Source organism: Mesorhizobium loti, from assembly GCF_003148495.1.
Lineage (GTDB): Bacteria > Pseudomonadota > Alphaproteobacteria > Rhizobiales > Rhizobiaceae > Mesorhizobium > Mesorhizobium loti.
This window is the reverse complement of record NZ_QGGH01000010.1, coordinates 160,815-181,045: the sequence shown is the minus strand read 5'-3', so window position 1 is coordinate 181,045 and position 20,231 is coordinate 160,815. Positions and strand designations below refer to the sequence as shown.

Sequence of the window (20,231 nt, the reverse complement as noted above, 5' to 3'; positions counted from 1 at the left end):
GCTCCAGCGCATGGCCGATCCCGCGGAGATCGCGGCGGTGGCTGCCTTTCTCGCGTCGTCGGACAGCAGCTTCATGACCGCCAGCGAAGTCGCCGCCGACGGCGGCCTAGCGCAACTCTGACGCACTACGCCCGGCCGGGCGCTCCATCTGATCGTTCGCAGCCACGCAGGGCGTGACAACCCAAGGAGAAAACATATGAGCTACGCTAGCGACGATGACGCGGCAGCCACCCCCGTCCGCGCCCTGGTCGAACAACTGGGATTCGCGCCGGTCTGGCTGGGGAGACTGGCGGAGGGAGGATCGCTCATGCAGGCGCGGGACAAGAGCTGGGCGCCTCTCATCTTCCAGGATCTGTTCAAGAAGGCGTCGTGAACAATGTACGTGTAATCTGGCCCGAGCGGCACGACCCGAAAATCTCGGCCATCTACGCGCTCAATGACATCGACGTGAAAGCTCCGCCCGAAGTGGTCTGGAAGCTGCTCGTCGATGCCGAGAACTGGTCCCGTTATTTTCCTGCCGAAGATCAGGTCAAAATCCTGAGCGGCGGGCGAGAACTGGCGCTCGGGACGCCATACAGCCGGGTGACGGTCGGCTTTCCGATGAGCCTTGTCGTGACGGAATGCGTGCCTGACCGCAGGCTCGCCTGGGCGACGACCGTCGATGGTGACGAGACAGGTTCTAGCGCCTGCCACGGCTGGGTGATTACGCCCACGGCCGACGGCTGTCATGTGCTGACCGAGGAGACGCAGCAGGGTCCCTGGTTCCTTGAGGAGCTCGGGTGCAAGCATCCCGGCGCGCTCTACCGCTATCACCAGTTATGGGTCGAAAGCCTCGCTGTCGCTGCGGAGGCGGAAGTCGCGCAGATGGCAGGGTAACACGCCTGTTCTGACGCCAGGGCTAGCGGCCCAAATGCAATCGGAGATGAATCACATGAATATCGAACTCAAGGGCCGCAAGGCGATCGTTACGGGCTCAACGGCGGGCATCGGCCGCGCCACTGCGGAAGGACTGGCGCGTGCCGGCGCCTCGGTCGTCATCAACGGCCGTGGACGCGTCCGCGTCGATGAAGCGGTGCGGCAGATGCGACAAGCCTTTCCGGACAGCGACATTTCCGGCATCGCCGCCGATCTGTCGACGGCGGCGGGCGCCGAGACCGTCTTTGCGCAGGCGCCCGACGCCGACGTCCTCGTTAACAACGTGGGGACGGCGTACATCCGCGACTACAACGGCATCGAGGACATCGCGAAAATCCCCGATGAGGACTGGCTGGGGCTGTTCCAGCTGAACGTGATGAGCGGCGTGCGCATGGCGCGCCATTACCTGCCGCGCATGGTGAGGAAAGGCTGGGGCCGTGTCGTGTTCGTCAGTAGCGAATCCGCAGTCAACATCCCCAAGGAGATGCTCGACTACGGCATGACAAAGACCGCGCAGCTGGCGGTCTCGCGTGGGCTTGCCGAGGCGGTAGCGGGCACGGGCGTCACTGTCAACGCCGTCCTGCCGGGGCCGACCCGGTCCGAAATCCTGGGCGACTTCATGGCGAAGCAGGCCGAGGCGAACGGAGTCACGCAGGAGGAAGCCGAGCAGGGCTTCCTGAAGGCGATGCGCCCCACTACGCTCATCCAGCGCTTCGCGACGACCGACGAGGTCGCCAACATGATCGTCTATGCCTGCTCGGAGCAGGCCTCCGCAACGACTGGTGCGGCGCTGCGCGTGGAAGGCGGCGTGGTCCGCTTCGTCGCTTAAGCATGCCGTTGATTGTACGGACGCTTAGTGCCGACTTCATCGATTAGCGAGATCCATCCCGGAGTGCATCGAACTCGCGCGGCGGCCGCCCGGTCACCCGACTGAACACACGCGAGAAGGCGGCCGCGCTGTCGTAGCCGACCTGCGCCGCGACACTCTTGACCGGTTTACCCTTGCCGAGAAGCTGGCGCGCGATCGTCATGCGCCAGACCGTCAGGTACTCAATGGGCGTCAGGCCGACCAGCGTCCGAAAATGATCGGCGAACCTCGTGCGTGACATGCCCGCAACGTCGGCCAGATCCTCAAGCTTCCAAGGCTTCTTCGGCGCCTCGTGCATCGCGGTCAGCGCCTTGGCCAGGCGTGGGTCGGCGAGCCCGGCGAGCACGCCGGTCGAAATGATCCCGCTCTGAACGACGTGACGCACGATGAGGATCAGGAGATAGTCGAACAGCCGGTCGAGCGCCGCCTGGCGGCCACCAGCTTCAGAGAAAGCTTCGCCGATCAGCAGATCACAAACCGGGCCCAGCGCCGGATGAGCAGCGAGCGGCAGGACCACACATTCAGGCAGGCCCTGGCCAATCGGGTTGCCCTCCGCACCCCCGAGTTCGACGGTCGCGCATACGAGGTCGGCTCCGCGCCCAGGATCAACTGCGAAACTGTGGGTCCGCCCGCGCGGCAAAAACAGCAGGGTCGGCTCAACGAGTTCGAGGTCAGCTTGTCCGTCCTGGGTGACCGTGAGCGCGCCTGCCTTGAACAGGTGCAAATGGCCCACACCAGTGAACTGCAAGGTCTGGCACAGGCTCCCGGTGAAGAACGTCCGGGCCGTCGGCGTTACGTGGGCGAACAGGGCAGCGAAGGGGTCCATCGGGACGATCAGCAAAGTTATTGGCACCAAGCGTCACCCATAGTCTTCCATATGGGTGTGTGCAAGTCCCCAGTCCTCGATCAACCGGAGAGTCTCATGAATATTCGCTTCGTCACAAAGACCGTTCACGCCTTCCTCGACTATCCCGTCGCGCTGAGCCTGATGGCAACGCCGTTCCTGCTCGGGCTCGGCCATGCCAATCCGCTGGCGCTTTGGGTGTCGGTCGCAACTGGCGTCGCCGCCCTCATTCTGACCCTGTTCACCAATCACAGGACTGGTGTAGTCCGAGTGCTGCCATTTGGGCTGCATGTCGCGGTTGACCGCCTCGTCGGCATTACTTTCGTCGCCGTGCCCTTCGTGCTCGGCCTGCAGGGACTGGACGCCTGGTACTACTGGGCGAACGGTGCTGCCGTTCTCCTCGTCACCTTTGTGCTCAACGCGCCCGAAAGCGGGGAGCGCGCACTGAAGACGGCGCACCCTTAGAGGCCTGCTAACATCATGCGGCAGCGGCCGAGTTAACCCTCGGTCGCCGCTGGTGCTTGAACCACGCAAGTTCGCTCCCCAATGGCGATCCGTGTCGCTGCGGCACACGAGCAAATTGACATCAAGGTCGTCGCGGAAAGTGTCGAGTCAATAACTGGTCGCGTATGATCGAAAAGCCCCTTCCGCGCGTGCAACCCTGAACCAACAAATATCTGAGGAGACGACACCCATGAAAGCGATCATTGTGACGAACCAGTCTGCGGGAACGGCCGGCATGACACTGGTGGAGCGGCCCAAGCCACAGGCAGCGATAAACGACGTCGTCGTTCAGGTTCATGCCTCGGGCTTCGTCCCGACCGAGTTGGAGTGGCCTTCGACCTGGACCGACCGCCGCGACCAGGCGCGTACGCCATCGATCCCTGGACACGAACTGGCCGGAGTGGTCGTTGCCCTGGGGTACGGCACCACGGGTCTTTCAGTGGGACAGCGGGTGTTCGGTCTCGCGGATTGGTATCGCGACGGCACACTGGCGGAGTATATTGCCATGGAAGCACGCAACCTCGCGCCGCTGCCAGGCGACGTCGATTTCATGGTGGGCGCGAGCTTGCCAATCTCGGGTCTGACCGCGTGGCAGGGACTCTTTCAGCACGGCCGTCTTCAGGCGGGGCAGAGCGTCCTTGCACATGGCGCAGCCGGCGCGGTCGGTTCGATGGTGACGCAACTCGCCCGTGAGGCTGGTGCTTATGTCATCGGCACCGGACGCGCGGCCGACCGACAGAAGGCACTCGACTTCGGCGCAAATGAATTCATCGACCTCGAGAACGACGCGCTGGAAGACGTCGGTGGAGTCGATCTGGTGTTCGATGTCATCGGCGGAGACATCCAGAAGCGGTCCGCAGCTCTGATCCGGGCCGGAGGAACGCTGGTGACTGTCGTCGGCCCGGCCGAGGCGCGGCCCGCAGACGGCCTGGCGGTTGACTTCGTTGTCGAGTCCGATCGCGCCCAACTGAGTGAGATCGTCCAGCGGGTGCGGGACGGGCGACTGCGGACGAACATCGGCAAAGTTTCGGCCCTCAACGAGGCCGTTGCAACCTTCAACGCGAGCGAGCGACACACGGGGAAGACCGTCATCCGCGTTCGTCCGTAAGAACTTGGGGAGAGAGGGCGTAAGCGCGTCGTCATATCGCTCAGCGTGTGACCCGGCGAGACGCGTAGACAATAGTCGAGGAGAGAGGAACCCCTTCGAAGATCGGCTACGGCGTAGACCAAGAAAACAGGGCGCATGGCGGGGTCACGGCCGAACTGCGGCTTGCAGCTCCTTTGGATCCCGGACGGTCCGGTAACGGCTCTAGCTGCAATGACGGCGATCCATTTTTTTCTCTGGCCAATTAAGACCAAGGAGAACTCACATGGGTCATTCTCATTTCGATGATGCTAGCCGCGAGCGCGCAGCCTGGAACGTTGGCAGGAAGGTAGGGACGAACCGCCCGCTCACGCAGAAGCAGATCTGGGCCTTTCCTCGGTCAGTTTGAGTGCCCGCGCGTCACGCTCGACAAGTCGCAATCCCAGGCCAGCCTCAAGTTCTGCCACCCGTCGCGACAAAGTCGCCTTGGGGCGTGTGGCGGCCCGTGCTGCACGGCCGAAGCCGCCGCGGCGGGCCGAGCACGAAATCCGCGAGAGCCAGCAAATCCATCTGTTCCACCAATGAGACGGTGTGTCCAATATCTGCGCCTATCGCATCATATGTGAACCACTCATATTTACGACAACAACCTACCCAACTGCAAACGTCTCACCCAACGAGGAACAAAGCCATGACCAAGTCCACAAACGACAATCCCCACGCCGCGCAGACCAAGATATTGGTTTTGGGGGCGACGGGGCCGACTGGCCGTCTCATCGTCAGCCAGGCATTGGCACGCGGATATGAGGTGACGGCACTGGTCCGATCTCCCGAAAAAGCGGCGGATATGAAGGGCGTTCGGCTTGTTGTCGGCGACGCCCGCGACGAGAAGACCCTACGCCAGGCCGTCACCGGGCAGGATGCCGTCATCAGTGCCCTGGGCACTCCGGCCAGCCCGTTCAACAAGGTGACACTGCTCTCGACCGCGACCCGCGCGCTCGTCAAGGCAATGAAGACTGAACACATCTCGCGCCTGATCACCATCACCGGGATGGGCGCGGGCGACAGCGCCGGCCATGGCGGGTTCCTGTTCGATAACGTGATTTTTCCGCTGCTCCTGCGCAACGTCTATGCGGACAAGAACCGGCAGGAAGCCGTCATCCGTGAGTCCGACCTCGATTGGACTATCATCCGGCCATCCGTTTTGAACAAAAAGGCGGGACGCGCCAATGTCCGCACTCTAACCGATCTGTCCGACTTCCATGGCGGGACCATCTCGCGGGAGGACGTTGCGAAATTTGTCCTCGACCAGATGCATAGCGACGCCTGGCGGCATCGTTCGCCACTGATTACATGGTGAGGCCCGCCATGCCCCATCGTCAAACCAGCGGCGGTTGCCGGCAACCCGTTGGCGCATAAACTCAACGAAGGCTCTTGCAGCCGGGCTACGTTCCTTACCGGCAGGCATGACCAGACTGACATCGACGGCTGGAACGCTCCAGCCTGGCAGAACGCGAACGAGATTGCCGGCCTCGATCTCAGGCGCAGCCACATATCTCGCCGTAACCGCGATCCCAGCCTCGTTAAGCACCATGCGATCTGTTGCCGTGAGATCATTTGCGGTGAGCCGAGCGGTGGACTCGACCTGGTCCTCCACGCCGTCCCTGTCGCGAAGCGACAAACGCCGGGGGAGACCATCGCCACGGGGGATGAGGAGCAGATCGTCGGTGCGCAGCTCGTCGATCGACCTGGGCCAACCGCGCCGTCCGAGCTAGTCGGCGCAAAAGGGATAGCGAAACGTAAGTGATGAGTTTCTTGAGATACATCAGTTCCTCCCATCAGCCCTCCAAAGTTCGAGTTACGCTTGGCGAGAAAAACCCGCACTCTCATTTGATAGACGCAATGGGGGTTTCGACCTGCGCCGAGGCTGAGAAGTATCTGGGTACTCCTACCGGCTGAGTTTCCCGTTCGCCACCAGCCACTCGACGGACTCATACACTGCCTGGAGCGACGAATACCGCGGGTCGTAGCCCAGGAGGTTCCGCGCTTTGGCGATTGAATGGCTCGGGCTGCGTGCAATGTGCTCCCAGGTGGCGCGCCAGTTTTCTTCGGTCTGCTTGCCCTTCCACGTATCGAACGGCTCATAACTCAGCTGCGGGGCGTGGCCGAACCAGTTGTACATGGCCTCGGCGTAGCCTCGCAGATTGATCGCCTGTGGCGAGACGGTGTTGAAGGCCTCGCCCACCGCGTTGCTCCAGTTCGCGATGGCTCGCATCACCATCTGTGCTACATCGTCGGCATGCACGTGGTGTACTGTCTCGTTGCCAAGATTGGGCAGCACAAGCGGCTCGCCACGGGCGATCTGGGCGAACACGCCGACGTCGAAGTGCCCCGCCGGATTGAGCGGCTCCCAGCCGGGCCCCACGATATGGCCGGGCCGAAACACCGTGGCTGGAAACCCGTTTCGCCTGGCTTCGTTGAGCAGCCAGGTCTCAATCTCGGCCTTTTGCGTGCCATAGCTGCCGAACGGATTTTTCGGCTGGTCCTCTGTCGCGGGGATCGCGGTGTTGTGCCCATAGACCCAGATGGTGCCGCAATGGAGGAAGTGCTGCACCTCGCCTCGCAGCGCGCCCACGATCTGCATGGTGCTGTCGAGGGTGAAGGAAATCATGTCCACCACGATATCAGCCTTCAGCGCGCGGACCTTCTCGCCGAAGGTGCCAGCCTTCTCCTCCGTGTCGCGGTCGGTCACCACTGGCTCGACCGATTTCCACGCCGCATTCAGCGTATAGGCCGCGCGCTGGCCGCGGCTGACATTGACCACTTCATATCCGGCCTCAACCAGCCGCGGCACCAGGTACGTGCCGACATGCCCGCTGCCGCCAATGATCACTACGCGTGTCATTTTCGCCTCGCTGATTGCTGACGGACTGTGCCATTGGCAGATGGCGAACGCCACTCGAATCCGCCGCAGGTCAACGCCCGGACCCGCCATTTGATCGATGACCAGACAGAAGTGATCGACGCCATCGTTCTGAAAACGGGATCGCGGTCGCCATCGGCACTGGGGAGAATAGCGAGATACTCGGGGTGGTGCCGCGGCCGCGTCTGACCGCATTTATTTTCTACCGAATGGCAGCAATGCGCCTCATCGCGGTCATTCCGGGAGACACCTGACGATACCAGAAGCGGCCGTTCGTTCGCCTGCGGATGCCATCGTTGATCAGGAAGGCAGGTGTCGCGACGCCTTCGGGCGCGCATAGCGCCGCCGCAAGGCGGGATGCGGGACCGACCGCCCCGCGACCAAGGGTGTGTCTCATTGCTGGGGCGAGCGTGCAATCAGAATCGACATCGATTTTATGAAAATACGAACGGAAGCATGATTGGACGATTTACCGGGATAATGAACTTTCCGCTTGAAATTTCCAAACTGTGTGCAAGAAGTATTACGCTTGGATTGGCTACATTCAATATTAGAGAGATCTAATTATATGACATACTGTCTTGTTGGCGGGCGCTATTAGTATATAGATCGACTACTATTTGCCGGGATGTGGGGGCAGAAGTGTTGAATTGTCGTGGGTTGGCCTCAGATGTAGGCGCTTGCCTCGCACAAGCGGCAGGCGGTCAAATTCCAGCAAGGCTTCCTCCTCGCTTCCACTTGGCCTCCCGTCGCCCAACCTTGAACATGCCTCGTAGCGCTAGCCTGAGGCAGGCCGTACGGCTGGCGGCTCTCTTACTGCTATTCCCTTTGTCACCCAGCTCTTCCGTCGCTGCTGGCAGTTGGCCGGTCGAGCCGGGCCGACGTGAAACGGTCACGCTCACGGCGCTGAGATCGCTCCCTGGGGCGATCTACGACTCCATTTTTGGGGGCCAGTATGACTATGTCACTCTCGTCGAATACAGCGCTTCAAAAGCGCTTGGCGCGAATGCGCGTGAGGTCGTTACGACTGGGAACAGTCTGACCTTTAAGGTCGATGCATCTCAAGCAATGACAAACATTGTATCAGGATCCGGGCCGAAAACCCAATTGCCCTATGTCGTTTACTATCGAGATGAGAGGTTGGAAGAGAAAGGCAATGGCGGGGCGCAAATAGATAAGCATCAGAAAGTTACTTTGCTCGTTTACAGCACATCGGTGCGGAACGTTGAGCTTCGCAAGAACCATTCTTACGAGCAGACACCCACCCCAGAGGCAATCGCCAAGGCGCTCGATAGCGGCCCTGCAGGTTCAGCCTCAAACAATAGTGGCACACAAGCCGATCTTACAGATACTGGTCAGGTCTATTGTGGCTATGCTGCCCTGCGGGATGAGAGTGCGTACCGGACGCTGAATTCGCAAGCGCTGGCGGGTCTGAACAAACCATTCGACACCGCGAACGTCTTTGTCAGGTTCGACGCCGCTCGGCGCCTGACGAAGATCCTCTACTGCTCGCCAAGCCCCGGAACCGTAGCCTGCAGATCAGAAGAATTTCTGAACAGTTGGGCGCCGTTCACTTTGTCTTTCGACTCGCAGTTCTTTTGCGGCGTCGACGACCTTGCGGACAAGGCGAGAGTATTTCTCAAAAGCAATATCGTTCGAGAAACGGTCTCGAACGCAACCGTTGTCAATGATTGATGGAGCACGTCATGACCGTTATTACCGACGCGGACCTTCTTGAAGACGGCATGGCATTGTCGGCCGGCGAACTTGAATATCTGGGCGACGTCCTCGGCGCAGGCGATCGCGGGGGCTTCTATTCAACCTACTATGCAATGTCCCATAACCTCGCCACGGGAACGCAGTCCGGCGCTGTTGAGGCAGGCCTACAGACGAAGATCGCAACGTTCAGCGATGACGTCGGTGCAATCGCATTTCTTTCTAACGCCCTTCTTCAGGCGAGCCTGGGCACCACTACCTACAAGGGAATTTATTACCTGTCGCAGAAAGTTGCAGATTCGGCATTTAACGGCATGCAACTGCCCGATTCCATAGAGGATGGTCGTGTCGGCGGGTTCCTCACGGAGGACGCATTTTTCAAGACGGCCGAAGGTGCTTGGCTCAATGCAAACGAGCTTGAGCATTTTCCAGGCAATGTGCTTTCGCTAGCAGGTATTGGCGAAACCGTGGTCGCCATCAAGGATTTTGTACTGTGGTTTGGGAACAGAGCCGTCAACGGACAAGCCCCAGGCGTAAGTGACATGTTGGATTTCATCGCCGCCGATGGCGGAATCCACGCTGGCATCCGCGCAGCGGCATTAGCCTCTCTGTACGTTGGATCTTATGTCGGTGAACTTGGCAAGCAGATCTCCGACTACGAGGGAAAGCAAGGCTACCAGATAGTCCACTCGGCAGACGGATTGCTCGAATACGCCGTCAACACCGCAACAGGCAAAACGGTTGCCGCCGGAGATGTGGGAGTGGGCGAATCGCAAAACCCTTGGGAAGTTGCTCTTGAAGCAGGGGCATCGATTGCAGCCGCCGGCCTCGGACTCGTCTCGTTGCCCCTGATGCATGCTGCTCTTGGAACGTTGATTGACCAATATGCGCCACCGGATGGCGATTGGACCAAACTGACGGAATCGACCAGCTTTGGCACCTACGACGGTGACGCAAACGCGCAGTCGCAGGAGAACGATTTTTCCGGAGCTGATCCACATGGATCGATAAGAGCGGCGGCTACTTCTGGAAATGACATCCTCTTCGGCACGGACTCATTTTTCACCATCGGTGGCAATGATACGATCGACAGCGACGCCGGAAATGATGCCATCTTTGGCGCAGGCGGCGAAGATCATCTTAGTGGCGGGGATGGCGCAGACATCCTCTATGGCCAAGATGGTGCTGACATCCTGATTGGCGGCGCCGGGGACGACATCATCCGAGGTGGCACCGGGAACGATACCCTCTATGCCGGGCTTATCGGCAGCCCTGAAACCGGCGGGCAATACGATGCCCTCGATATCGGCTCAGACATTGTTGTCGGGGGAGCCGGCGACGATAAAGTCGTGGCAACCGAAGGCGAAGATATCCTAATTGGAAATACAGGAAATGACGTATTTTACCTATCTTCCCCGAATTACGATGGGGAAGAGGATATTCCGACCAGGCAGATCTTGTGGGGAGGAGAAGGTTCGGACGAGTTCCATTTCGAGCGCGGAGATATCGCCTTCATCTATACGGACAACGCAACAACAGAACTTGTCCAGAACATCGATGTCGGTAAACTTTTTGCTCAGCTTTACTATGACACGGGAAGCGCCTTCGACTATATCGTCATTAACCCAGAGGCATCTGATAAATATTACTACTATGATGAACAGGTCGTCGACTACACCGTTCGTAGTGATACCAGCACCCGGACTGATGCACATGCGATCGGCGACAAATTTTGGGGTGATTTCTACAATGGCGTAGCTGTACATTCTCCAGGTAAATGGATAGAAAGCGAGTATACTGAAACCCTTAAAGAGCTAGTAAGCGGAGATTGGACCGCAACGACCGGAACATTTCTCGGTTCAGATCTTTATTGGAATGGAACAGACCCGCACACTATAATTTCGAGTGATTCATATTATAATTATGTCAGCATTGGCATTAACCATTTTGAAAATTACCCACTGAGCTTTTTCGGGTACACCAACGGCGACATCGGATTCGACCTTGCCGGGAACGGCGCTTCCATCGAGTGGAGCGACGACATGAAGACTTATGCAATAGTCGACTATGTCATATCGCATTATATCCTGTTCGAGGGTGATGGCTCTAATACTTACTACTATGGTTCAATCGAATATCCACCGACACTCGGTGGGCTGCTTGACGAAATCGTCAGTAGCGGAGTTGGGGATGCGCTGAAGGCTCCGGAATTCGACAGCGCAGCTCACATTACAATTGACTTGAACGCCTTTCAAACGGAGCCAAGCGGGAATGTGCAGGCTCCTCCCGAGCTTCCGCCACACCCGATCGGTCCGACCATTCACGATGACGCTATCAATGGAACAGCGGTCGCGGACACGATAGATGCCCTTGCTGGTGATGACGTCGTGCTCGCGGGCGACGGCGCGGACATTGTGAATGGCAACAACGGCGCCGACTTCATTTTTGGTCAAGCAGGCAATGACGCTCTCGCTGGTGGCGCCGGCGCTGACATGCTTTTTGGGGGAGACGGCGCGGACCAACTGTCAGGAGGAATTGGGGCAGACCGCGTCGAAGGTCAGGGCGGCGGCGACGCCTATTCCTGGAGTGTAGGTGACGGCAATGACACAGTCGTCGATACCGGAGACGCCGGTGATACAGACATCTTGCAGTTCCTGGCTGGAGTTGCCGAAAGTGACATCGAGCTTTTGAGAAGCGACAACGATCTGATTCTGACCGTTGCGGGCATCGGGCAGATTACAATTGAAGGGCAGTTCTCAGGCGACGGCATCGAATCGATCAGCTTCGACGGCGGCCCGACATGGGCGCGAGCATATTTCGAGGGGCTAGCTGAACCTATGGAACAGCCTTGGGCTGCTCACGATGACCGGTTCTGGGCAGGTTTCGAGACGTCGACCGTGGTCGACCTCACGGCCAACGACACGATCCCCGGTGGCGCCAACTATAACGCCTATCTCTACGAGCAGCCCAGCCACGGTTCCGTCGTGTGGAACGGTACCGGCTACACCTACACGCCTGATGCCGGCTTCACCGGTGTCGACTGGTTCTACTACGGGCTGTTCGACGCCGACAACAATGACGAGAACATGACGCCCGACAACCCGGGGGTCGCGATCGTGCATGTCGGCCAGACCGTCGATCCCAATGACTACACCGGTGTCACCGGATCGGTCGGCACCGGCAACTCGACCTATTTCGGCGGCTCGAGCTTCGACGACACGGCCCTGTTTACCGGTGGCAACACGTCCTTCGCCGACGGCAAGGGCGGCGACGACACCATGGTCTTCTCGGGCGATGTCGCCGACTACCGCATCCAGGGCAATGACGACCATTTCTGGGTCTACAACTCGGCCAACGCAGCCGCGGACGTGATCGAAATCACCAATTTCGAGCACCTGAAGTTCGCCGACACCGGCAAGCTTGCGATATCGGATATCATCACCGCCGCCGGCCACGAGCCGGGGGACATCTGGCCGGATTCGAGACCGATCAACGTCCCGCACGCCAACGGCAGTGCCTGGGTGGCCAATGACGATCGCTACTGGACAACGGCCGGAACCGCTGTCGTCCTCAATATGACCGGCAATGACACGATCCCCACCGGGGCGCACTACAATGCCGCCGTCTGGGATCAGCCGCAGCACGGAACCATCGCCTTCAACGGGACCGACTACGTCTACACGCCCGACACCGGCTTCACCGGGGCCGACTGGTTCACCTACGCCCTGACCGACCCCGACAATAATGATGAGGCCAAGACAGAGGTTCCCGGCTTCGGTGTCATCCATGTCGGGCAGGCTTACGATCCCGGCAACAACCAGGGCGTTTCCGCGTCCGTCGGCGCCGGCGGCTCTTTCGGCGGCTCGCGCTTCAACGACACCGTCAATTATAGTGCCGGCGACGGACCTTTTATCGACGGCAAGGCTGGCGACGACATCATCGTCTTCAACGGTGACATCCAGGACTATCGCATCCAAGGCAACGGCAATTCCTTCTGGATCTACAACGACAGCAACCCGAGCCAGTCCGCGACGATCGAATTCACCAATGTCGAATACATCCAATTCAACGGCACGGCTGCCCTCTCGCTAAGCGACATCATCGCTGCTGCCAACCACAGCCCCGGTGACTTCTGGTTCGATTCCGAACCCATCGGTGGACTGGTCTGATCAACAAGAACGGCGCCGCTACCGGCGCTGCCTCGACCTCGCGGCGTCGGCTGGGCGCCTCGCGGCAAACTTTCGCCAGGGCTGGGACACATTGGACAAACAGGGCACCACGGCTTCATTCGCCAGGAGCGTTTTCGACATCGGGCTCTTCTCAGTGATCATCAACGTGTTGTTGCTGGTGATGCCGTTGTTCATGATACAGGTCTATGACCGGGTGCTCCCGGCGGCCAATGTCGACACCCTCGTCTATCTATCCATTATGGCGGTCCTTGCCTTGGCCTTTCTCGGGCTGTTCGAGGTGGTCCGCTCCGTCTATTCGCAGAGGGTCGCCGCGAACCTCGACCGGAAGTTCGCATCGAGCGCTTTTGCGGTATCATTGCGCTCCCCTCGTGCGGACGCCGGCGATATCCAGGCTTTGCGGGAGCTCGGGACCGTCCGCGCTTTCGTCGCCTCCCGCGGGCTCAGCACGCTTTTCGACCTGCCATTCGTGCCGCTGTTCATCGTGCTTTTGGCGTTGATTAATCCGTATCTGAGCCTTCTGACCATTCTTGGCGCCGCAATCATGCTGATCTTGGTTGTTCTGACGCAGATCGCCAATCGAAAGAACTCAGCCAAGGCCTCCGAGCAGTCAGCCAGGGCCAACCTCACAGCCCAGGCATTCGTTCGAAATGCAGAGACAGTGCGCGCCATGGGCATGAATGGAAATATCACCGAAGTCTGGGGCAAGAGCTTTGGCGATGCGCTGGAGACCCAGGACCGCGCAGCCGCCACCAGCGCAGTGTTCAGCGGCATCTCACGATCCACGCGCATGTTGCTGCAGCTTGCCATCCTCGGACTCGGAGCCTGGCTAGTCCTGCAGGGCAAAATGACCGCCGGCATGATCTTCGCATCATCCATCATTTCGGGCCGCGCTCTGCAACCCCTTGACCAATTGATTGGTGGCTGGCGTCAGATCATCGATGCACGGCAAGCCTGGCTTCGCCTCAAGAAGATATTACCCGAGAGCGCTGAAAAGGCCCCGGCACGAATCCAGCTTCCCGCTCCATCGGGCCGGCTGACTGTGCGCGACCTTGTGTATCTACCACCCGGATCGGCGCCTGGAGCCGAGCCGGTTATCAAAAGGCTGAATTTTGAGATCCGCGCGGGTGAGGCGATTGCGATCATCGGTCCGAGCCGGGCTGGCAAATCGACCTTGGCGCGGCTCCTCGTAGGAGCGATTTTTCCCGGCTCCGGTACGATAGAGATGGATGGGGCCGACCTACGAACATGGGACGAGGCCCAGCTTGGACGCTCCATCGGCTATCTCGCCCAAGACATCCAGTTCCTGCCAGGCACAATCGCCCAGAACCTCGCCCGCTTCGATCCCAAATCTGCCGACGAGGCAGTCGTCGAAGCTGCCAAACGAGCGCAGGCGCACGAGTTGATCCTTGCGCAACGCGAGGGTTACCAAACACCGCTCGGGGCCTCAAACGGCGCCCTGTCCGGTGGCGAACGACAGCGCGTCGGTCTCGCACGCGCATTCTACGGCAACCCGCGGATTCTTATCCTTGACGAACCCAACGCCAACCTCGACCAGGAGGGCGAGCATGCGCTTGGACGAGCACTGACGGAAGCGCGCCAAGCTGGAACGACGATCGTGGTTGTTACCCACCGGCCTTCATTGGCTGCGACCTGCGACCGGGCGTTGCTGCTTCGCAATGGCATCATCGAGATGTTCGGTCCAAGCGCCGAAGTCCTCAAGCAACTCGCCACAGGTGCAACGCCGACGCGACCCGCGCCGCAAGTGGAGCTCAACGGAAAACCGCATGTGGCTTCCTTCAGCACGGCCAGTCAAGGCAGCGGACGCTGGAACGGACCGCTCAGCACGAAACAGGGTTAGGAGATGACGACAGCTGTCTTTGAATGGGAGAAAAAAATTCGGTCGCAAATTGGCACAGTTGCGCTGACCGGGTATGGCGCCATAGCCTTACTCGTGGGGTGCTTCGGCTATTGGGCCGCCACAGCTCCGCTATCTGGAGCGGCCGTAGCCCATGGTGCAATTTCCGCGTCCGGCCGTAACGTGAGGATCCAACATCTGGAGGGCGGGATCATCCATCAGACGTTGATCGAGGAAGGCGACCGCGTGAAAGCGGGCCAGGAATTGATTCTGCTTGATGACACCACGGCCAAAACCCAGGTCAACCGGCTGTCCAAGCAGTTTGTTTCCCTATCGGCCAAGGCCCAGCGCTTAATCTCTGAACGCGATAGCGCCACAGCTCTTGAACTCCCCGAAAGCCTGCGCCAAAGCGCTGACGACATCGAGCTTTCCAATCTTATTGAGGAGCAGCGCAAGGAGTTTGTCGCGCGACTGAGTCGCTTCAACTCGGAGCAGGACATCCTCAACCAGCGCGTCTCGACGCTGCGGGAATCCCTGGTGGGCCTATCAGCGCAGCGACAGGCGATCGAGAGCCAGTTGACGATCGTTGCCGACGAGCTCAAGCGCAAGAAGGCACTGGTCGACCAGGGCCTGACAAACCACTTCGAATACACCCAGATCCAGCGCAACCAGGCAGATCTCATCGGCCAGGCGGGATCAATCGAGTCCGAGCTCGCGTCAACGCGCAGCCAGGTCGTCGAGGCCAAGGAACAAATCGAGCGCAGCAAAACCCAACGGGTCGAGCAAGCTGTCAGCGAACTCGCAGAGACACGCACGTCGCTGGCGGACATCGAAGAGCAGCTCGCCGCCGCGCAAGCGATCCTGTCTAGGACCACGGTGCGTTCCCCAACCGACGGGATCATCGTTTCGGCCGTCTACAGCTCGCCAGGGGCTGTCGTTGCACCCGGCGAGAAGGTTATCGAGATCCTGCCCACCGGCTCCAGTCTGATCGTTGAGGCGAAACTCAGCCCGCGAGACATCGACTCGGTCCATGCTGGACAATCCGCGAGACTCAAACTGACGGCCCTCAACACGCGCCTCACCCCGGACGTGGCCGCAACGGTCATCAACGTATCGGCTGACCGTTTGATGGATGAAAATACTCACGAGCCCTACTATCGGGCCAAGCTGCGGATCACCGACGACCTTCCCGCCCCTGTCACCGCGGAACAACTCTACCCCGGTATGCCGGTCGAAGCCTTTATCAGCACCGGCGATCGGACCTTCTTCGAATATCTGGTCAGGCCGGTATTGGACTCGTTCCATCGGGCGTTCGTGGAGCGGTAACAGCGACAAGCGAACAAGAACGCACAAGCCGGAAGCACCGAAATGCCCGGCAGTGGGACCAAGTCAGTTCGGTGCTGGAGAAGATTCGTGGCCCTGAAGGGTAAGTGACCATGAAGAGTCATCGGTAGCTCTATATTGCCGATGCCCCCAATTTGAATGTCCGCAATTGCTTCTTGCATACCGGAAGCTGCCATTCCGCTCCCGGCCCCCGAGCCGTAGTGCCCCCGCCGTTTCTCCTTCGGCCAATCAAGGCCAAGGAGAGTATACATGGGTCACTCAAAATATGACGATGCTAGCCGCGAGCGCGCAGCTTGGAACGCTGGCAGACAGGTGGGAACAAAGCGTCCGCTCACACAGAAGCAAATCTGGGCCGTTCGCTTCTTCCTCGATCGCGAGAGACGAATTCGAGACCGTGCACTGTTCGACCTAGCAATCGACAGCAAGCTTCGCGGCTGCGACCTAGTCAAGATCAGGATCCGCGACGTGGTCGCGGGACCCGAGATCAGAACTCGCGCAATCGTCGTTCAGCAAAAGTCAGGGCGCCCTGTCCAGTTCGAGATTACCAGCGATGTCAGAGCGAGCCTCCTATCTTGGCTCGAACTGCGTGGCGGCACGGTCGACGACTATGCATTCCCGAGCCGGATCGATCATGCACGTCACATGAGCACAAGGCAGTACGCCCGCCTAGTTGACGAGTGGGTTAACGCGATCGGGCTGCGTTCAGATGAGTATGGCACGCATTCGCTTCGGCGCACGAAAGCTTCAATGATCTATAAGGCGACCGGCAACATCCGCGCCATCCAGATTTTGCTTGGTCATTCCAAGATCGAGAACACGGTTCGATATCTTGGAGTCGACGTGGAGGACGCGTTGCTCCTGGCGGAGCGAACCGAAATCTGACGTTGAACGGCCATCCGACGCAGCACGGATGGCCGCTTTGGTGCGCGGAAAACCGGACCGTCCCGTCCATTATGGGGGTGGGTAGCGGACAGCCGGCTTTTTGGGTCGCACTTCTTGAAGCAGACGGCGCCGACTTGGCCCAAATGCGAAGTTTTCTGCTGACTTTGCGCTATGCTTGCAGCTACGTTCGTAACAGCTTGAATACCTGCTGACCCGGGCTCCATTCGGGGTCGATCTGGCTGGAGAAGTCAACGAAAGGTCGCTGGTCCATTTGACTCGCAAGAACACCTCATCTCTCCATATTTCGGTTAGATGTTGCTCGATTTCTACGCATTCCATTTCAAGATGGCGAACTGCACTGTCATTTCAAGCGAGGTGGATCACTCCTGGCAAGTGATCGGCCTCGGCTTGATTTGATGTTCCGCAGTTCAATTCGAATGGAGAGACTATAATGAAGCTGAAGAACAAAGTGGCCTTTATCACCGGCGGTTCTTCCGGTATCGGCCTTGAGACCGCAAAGCTATTCCAAGCTGAAGGCGCCAATGTAGTCTTGGTTGGCTCGAACGAGGAACACTTGGCCGAGGCTGGCAAGGCATTGGACGGAAAGGCATTACTGGTGCGGGCCGACGTTCGCAAGGTGGCCGAGATCGAACGGGCGGTCGAGGACACTCGGGCCAGGTTCGGTCATATCGATGTCGTCTTTGCCAATGCCGGCGCCACCACCGTCGCGCCGCTCGAAGCGGTGACCGAGGCGTATCTTGCCGACAACCTCGCGCTCAATTTCACCGGCACATTCTTCACGATGCAGAAGACGGCGGCGATCATCCCTAAGGGGGGAAGCATCATCGTCACGACCTCGTTCCTCAACACGATCGGCTATCCGGGCCTGTCGATCCTGGCCGCGACCAAGGCGGCGACCCGTTCCCTTGTCCGTACCCTGGGTGCGGAGTTGGCGCCGCGCGGCATCCGCGTGAACGCGCTTAGCCCTGGAGCCATCGCAACCCCATTCTACGGAAAGATCGGACTGCCTGACGCCGCCCTGTCGGAGGTTGCCGCCGGCATCACGCAGAAGATTGGCCTCAAGCGTTTCGGCGAAGCGGTCGAACTCGCAAAGACCGCGCTCTTTCTGGCCAGCGATGACTCCTCATACACCACTGGCACAGAACTGGTCGTGGATGGCGGTCTGACCCAGTTCTAACCAACTTCGGCGCAAAACGCCGGATGACGATAAGAACTAACGTTCAACCCGGCCTGCCGCTTCGATCTTGATCGCAGGCGGCGGGTCGTTCCTTTTGACACCGACGCCTTGCAAAGGTCCGGGCGCTGCGATCCGAAAGCGCCGCAGGTGCCCTGCTAGACAGATGGGACACGCCCAAACTCGGCCAGCTTCTCCCGGAGCCTTGGTACGGCGAAGTCGATGAAAGCGCGGAGCTTCATCGGCATTACGTTTCGGGAGAGGTGTAAGAGATGAACCGGGATTGGTTCGACCTCAAACTCCTGCAGAATATGGCGCAGCTTTCCCGCGCTCACCGCAGCGGCAACATCGTGCTCAAGGACAAGCGTAGCGCCGATCCCATCGATCGCGGCATCCACAGCAGCGTCGGGCGACGAAACAATCAGGCGCGGCTCATTGGCGATGGTGAAAACCTGCTCGGTGTCGGGGTTGCGGAAGCGCCACGGCGAGAGATTGGGGCTCTCAAACACGACGCAGGGATAATCACGAAGATTTTCCGGAGCCTCTGGTTCTCCACACTTATCCAAGAGATCAGGGCTTGCGACCACGACCATACGCAAGCTGCCCACACGCGTGGCAACCAGACTGCTATCGCGCAGGCGCCCGAGGCGAATTGCAACGTCAACGTGTGCATCGACGAAGTCGACGTTGCTATCGGACTGCAGCAGCCGAATTTTTATATCGGGATAGGCAGCAAGAAACTGGCTGATGACCGGCAACACCCGCAACCGCGCGACCTGAACCGGCGTCGTCACGACGAGCTCGCCCCGGGGGGCTAGGAATTCACCAGCGGCGCGGCGTTCCTGCTCATCCACATGTTCGAGGATCTGTTTTGCCGAGGCGACATAGTCGCTTCCAGCTTCGGTGAGCTCAAGTCGGCGGGTCGTCCTGATGAGGAGCTTTGTGCCGACCTTGGCTTCAAGATCGTTGACGTTGCGCGTAAGGGTAGCGACTGGGATGCGCAGTTTCCGAGCAGCGGCCGAGAGGCTTCCCTCCTCGACGGAGGACACCAGCATCGACATAGCTTCCAAGCGGTCCAAGCGAGCACCAGTCAAATCGCACCTATTGCCATCCTAGCACAGGGGCACTTAGCAGAAATCGCCTTCTAACTAAGGTCGTGCGGGAAACGGCGGTGAGCCAGCCGTATCTGAACACTATCTCGGCTGGCATTTTGGCTCAGACTGCGTTGCTAGACCTCGACGCTGAATGTCTCCTTCTGTCGATGAACGGCGCCGCAGCCGCCTTCTACCGCATTACCGAAACTCGACTGCTTGATCGACCGCCCGCTTTCAAGGGGCGGCACTGCTAGCCTAATGACCGCTATGGGGCGCTGAGCTGCTGTCGCAGGGTCGAAGCTTCGAAGGTGAATGACTGCTTTTGGGCTTTCGTATTTCAACCGCGAACGTCTCACTTGGGGTCGGACGCTGAACGGCAGCTTTTTGCGAAACCAAGCCGATACCTGACGGTCCGCAGTCGGCCCATTTCGGTCATTCAATACCAGGGAGTTCCTGACGACCTTCGGCTACATCGGCGATATCTCGAAGCCTGTAATTAGTCGCGTTCATCGTCCTTAGGTTCGCCAGACCATACGACAGAATAGGAAGGAAACGGCTTGGCGAACCATCCGCTAACGTATTGATTTCCTGTAGAAAACCCTGACCCTCCGGGTCCGCCATTTTTCTTTTGATAAAGAACGCGCGCTTTGCGGAGGAGGGACGCAGGATAGATGCGACAACATTCCAAGAGGGTGTTCCTCTGTGGGGGCGGCTTCGGCGGTCACCGGAATCAGACAGGCGCCATGAGTGTGCTACCCTTTGTGCTACCTATTGTGCTACAAATCGAGCTTAGAAGGCGGAATACACTAATAAAAAC

Annotated in this window: 16 protein-coding genes and 2 pseudogenes; 13 read left to right on the top strand and 5 right to left on the bottom strand. The window is 59.3% G+C overall.

The features are described 5' to 3' along the window. The 4 genes and pseudogenes from C8D77_RS27730 to C8D77_RS27715 form a co-directional block, all read left to right on the top strand. Nucleotides 1-121 (top strand): SDR family oxidoreductase (locus C8D77_RS27730; protein ID WP_146211811.1); only part of this gene is annotated, 121 nt, incomplete at its 5' end. 84 nt (nt 122-205) lie between these two features. Beyond that, nucleotides 206-373, top strand: a pseudogene (locus C8D77_RS27725) (NADP oxidoreductase coenzyme); the annotation flags it as partial. Beyond that, a complete protein-coding gene (locus C8D77_RS27720; RefSeq protein WP_109670176.1) occupies nt 370-876 on the top strand; it encodes an SRPBCC domain-containing protein in 507 nt (168 codons plus the stop codon). The pseudogene C8D77_RS27725 and the gene C8D77_RS27720, both read left to right, overlap by 4 nt. A 55-nt stretch (nt 877-931) precedes the next feature. Then, the gene (locus tag C8D77_RS27715; RefSeq protein WP_109670208.1) at nt 932-1,744 is read left to right on the top strand and encodes an SDR family NAD(P)-dependent oxidoreductase; all 813 of its coding nucleotides are present in this window, start codon (nt 932-934) and stop codon (nt 1,742-1,744) included. Nucleotides 1,745-1,787: 43 nt separating this feature from the next. Here C8D77_RS27715 and C8D77_RS27710 read toward each other — a convergent pair whose 3' ends face one another. Further along, nucleotides 1,788-2,624, bottom strand: coding sequence for an AraC family transcriptional regulator (locus tag C8D77_RS27710; protein WP_245951889.1), 837 nt, complete (start codon nt 2,622-2,624; stop codon nt 1,788-1,790). Between the two features lie 81 nt (nt 2,625-2,705). Between C8D77_RS27710 and C8D77_RS27705 the strand changes: the two genes are divergently transcribed. Then, nucleotides 2,706-3,092, top strand: a complete 387-nt coding sequence (locus C8D77_RS27705) for a hypothetical protein (RefSeq protein WP_109670170.1) — start codon at nt 2,706-2,708, stop codon at nt 3,090-3,092. A gap of 229 nt (nt 3,093-3,321) precedes the next feature. After that, nucleotides 3,322-4,239 carry an NADP-dependent oxidoreductase gene (locus C8D77_RS27700; RefSeq protein WP_109670167.1) on the top strand — a complete coding sequence of 306 codons (918 nt, stop codon included), beginning with the start codon at nt 3,322-3,324 and terminating at the stop codon, nt 4,237-4,239. Between the two features lie 368 nt (nt 4,240-4,607). On the opposite strand, the pseudogene C8D77_RS27690 reads toward C8D77_RS27700, so the two are convergent. Beyond that, a pseudogene (locus C8D77_RS27690) lies at nt 4,608-4,785 on the bottom strand (LysR family transcriptional regulator); the annotation flags it as partial. A 121-nt stretch (nt 4,786-4,906) separates the two neighbouring features. Between C8D77_RS27690 and C8D77_RS27685 the strand changes: the two are divergent. Then, entirely contained in the window at nt 4,907-5,575 is a 669-nt protein-coding gene (locus tag C8D77_RS27685) for an NAD(P)-dependent oxidoreductase (RefSeq protein ID WP_109670165.1), read from the top strand. Here the strand turns inward: C8D77_RS27685 and C8D77_RS39100 are convergent. Together C8D77_RS39100 and C8D77_RS27675 are read right to left on the bottom strand one after the other, a co-directional pair. Beyond that, entirely contained in the window at nt 5,456-5,926 is a 471-nt protein-coding gene (locus C8D77_RS39100) for a LysR substrate-binding domain-containing protein (protein ID WP_425453765.1), read from the bottom strand. The genes C8D77_RS27685 and C8D77_RS39100 overlap by 120 nt on opposite strands. A 237-nt stretch (nt 5,927-6,163) precedes the next feature. After that, on the bottom strand, nt 6,164-7,120 hold the full coding sequence (locus tag C8D77_RS27675; RefSeq protein ID WP_109670159.1) for an NAD-dependent epimerase/dehydratase family protein: 957 nt from the start codon (nt 7,118-7,120) through the stop codon (nt 6,164-6,166). Nucleotides 7,121-7,966: 846 nt separating this feature from the next. On the opposite strand from C8D77_RS27675, the gene C8D77_RS27670 reads away from it, so the two are divergent. The 6 genes from C8D77_RS27670 to C8D77_RS27645 all read left to right on the top strand — a co-directional run bounded on the left by C8D77_RS27670 (nt 7,967) and on the right by C8D77_RS27645 (nt 18,323). Then, complete coding sequence (locus tag C8D77_RS27670; RefSeq protein ID WP_126068871.1) at nt 7,967-8,833, top strand: hypothetical protein; 867 nt, start codon at nt 7,967-7,969, stop codon at nt 8,831-8,833. An 11-nt stretch (nt 8,834-8,844) separates the two neighbouring features. Further along, a complete protein-coding gene (locus C8D77_RS27665; protein ID WP_170136825.1) occupies nt 8,845-13,023 on the top strand; it encodes an Ig-like domain-containing protein in 4,179 nt (1,392 codons plus the stop codon). Further along, the gene (locus tag C8D77_RS27660) at nt 13,010-14,902 is read left to right on the top strand and encodes a type I secretion system permease/ATPase (protein ID WP_245462831.1); all 1,893 of its coding nucleotides are present in this window, start codon (nt 13,010-13,012) and stop codon (nt 14,900-14,902) included. The genes C8D77_RS27665 and C8D77_RS27660 overlap by 14 nt, the downstream gene beginning before the upstream one ends. Before the next feature lie 3 nt (nt 14,903-14,905). Beyond that, complete coding sequence (locus C8D77_RS27655) at nt 14,906-16,225, top strand: HlyD family type I secretion periplasmic adaptor subunit (protein ID WP_109670150.1); 1,320 nt, start codon at nt 14,906-14,908, stop codon at nt 16,223-16,225. 267 nt (nt 16,226-16,492) lie between these two features. Next, the gene (locus C8D77_RS27650) at nt 16,493-17,125 is read left to right on the top strand and encodes a tyrosine-type recombinase/integrase (RefSeq protein WP_109670148.1); all 633 of its coding nucleotides are present in this window, start codon (nt 16,493-16,495) and stop codon (nt 17,123-17,125) included. 451 nt (nt 17,126-17,576) lie between these two features. After that, nucleotides 17,577-18,323 carry an SDR family oxidoreductase gene (locus C8D77_RS27645; protein WP_109670146.1) on the top strand — a complete coding sequence of 249 codons (747 nt, stop codon included), beginning with the start codon at nt 17,577-17,579 and terminating at the stop codon, nt 18,321-18,323. A gap of 155 nt (nt 18,324-18,478) precedes the next feature. Here the strand turns inward: C8D77_RS27645 and C8D77_RS27640 are convergent, their stop codons facing one another. Beyond that, complete coding sequence (locus tag C8D77_RS27640) at nt 18,479-19,381, bottom strand: LysR family transcriptional regulator (RefSeq protein ID WP_109670143.1); 903 nt, start codon at nt 19,379-19,381, stop codon at nt 18,479-18,481. Nucleotides 19,382-20,231: the final 850 nt, after the last annotated feature.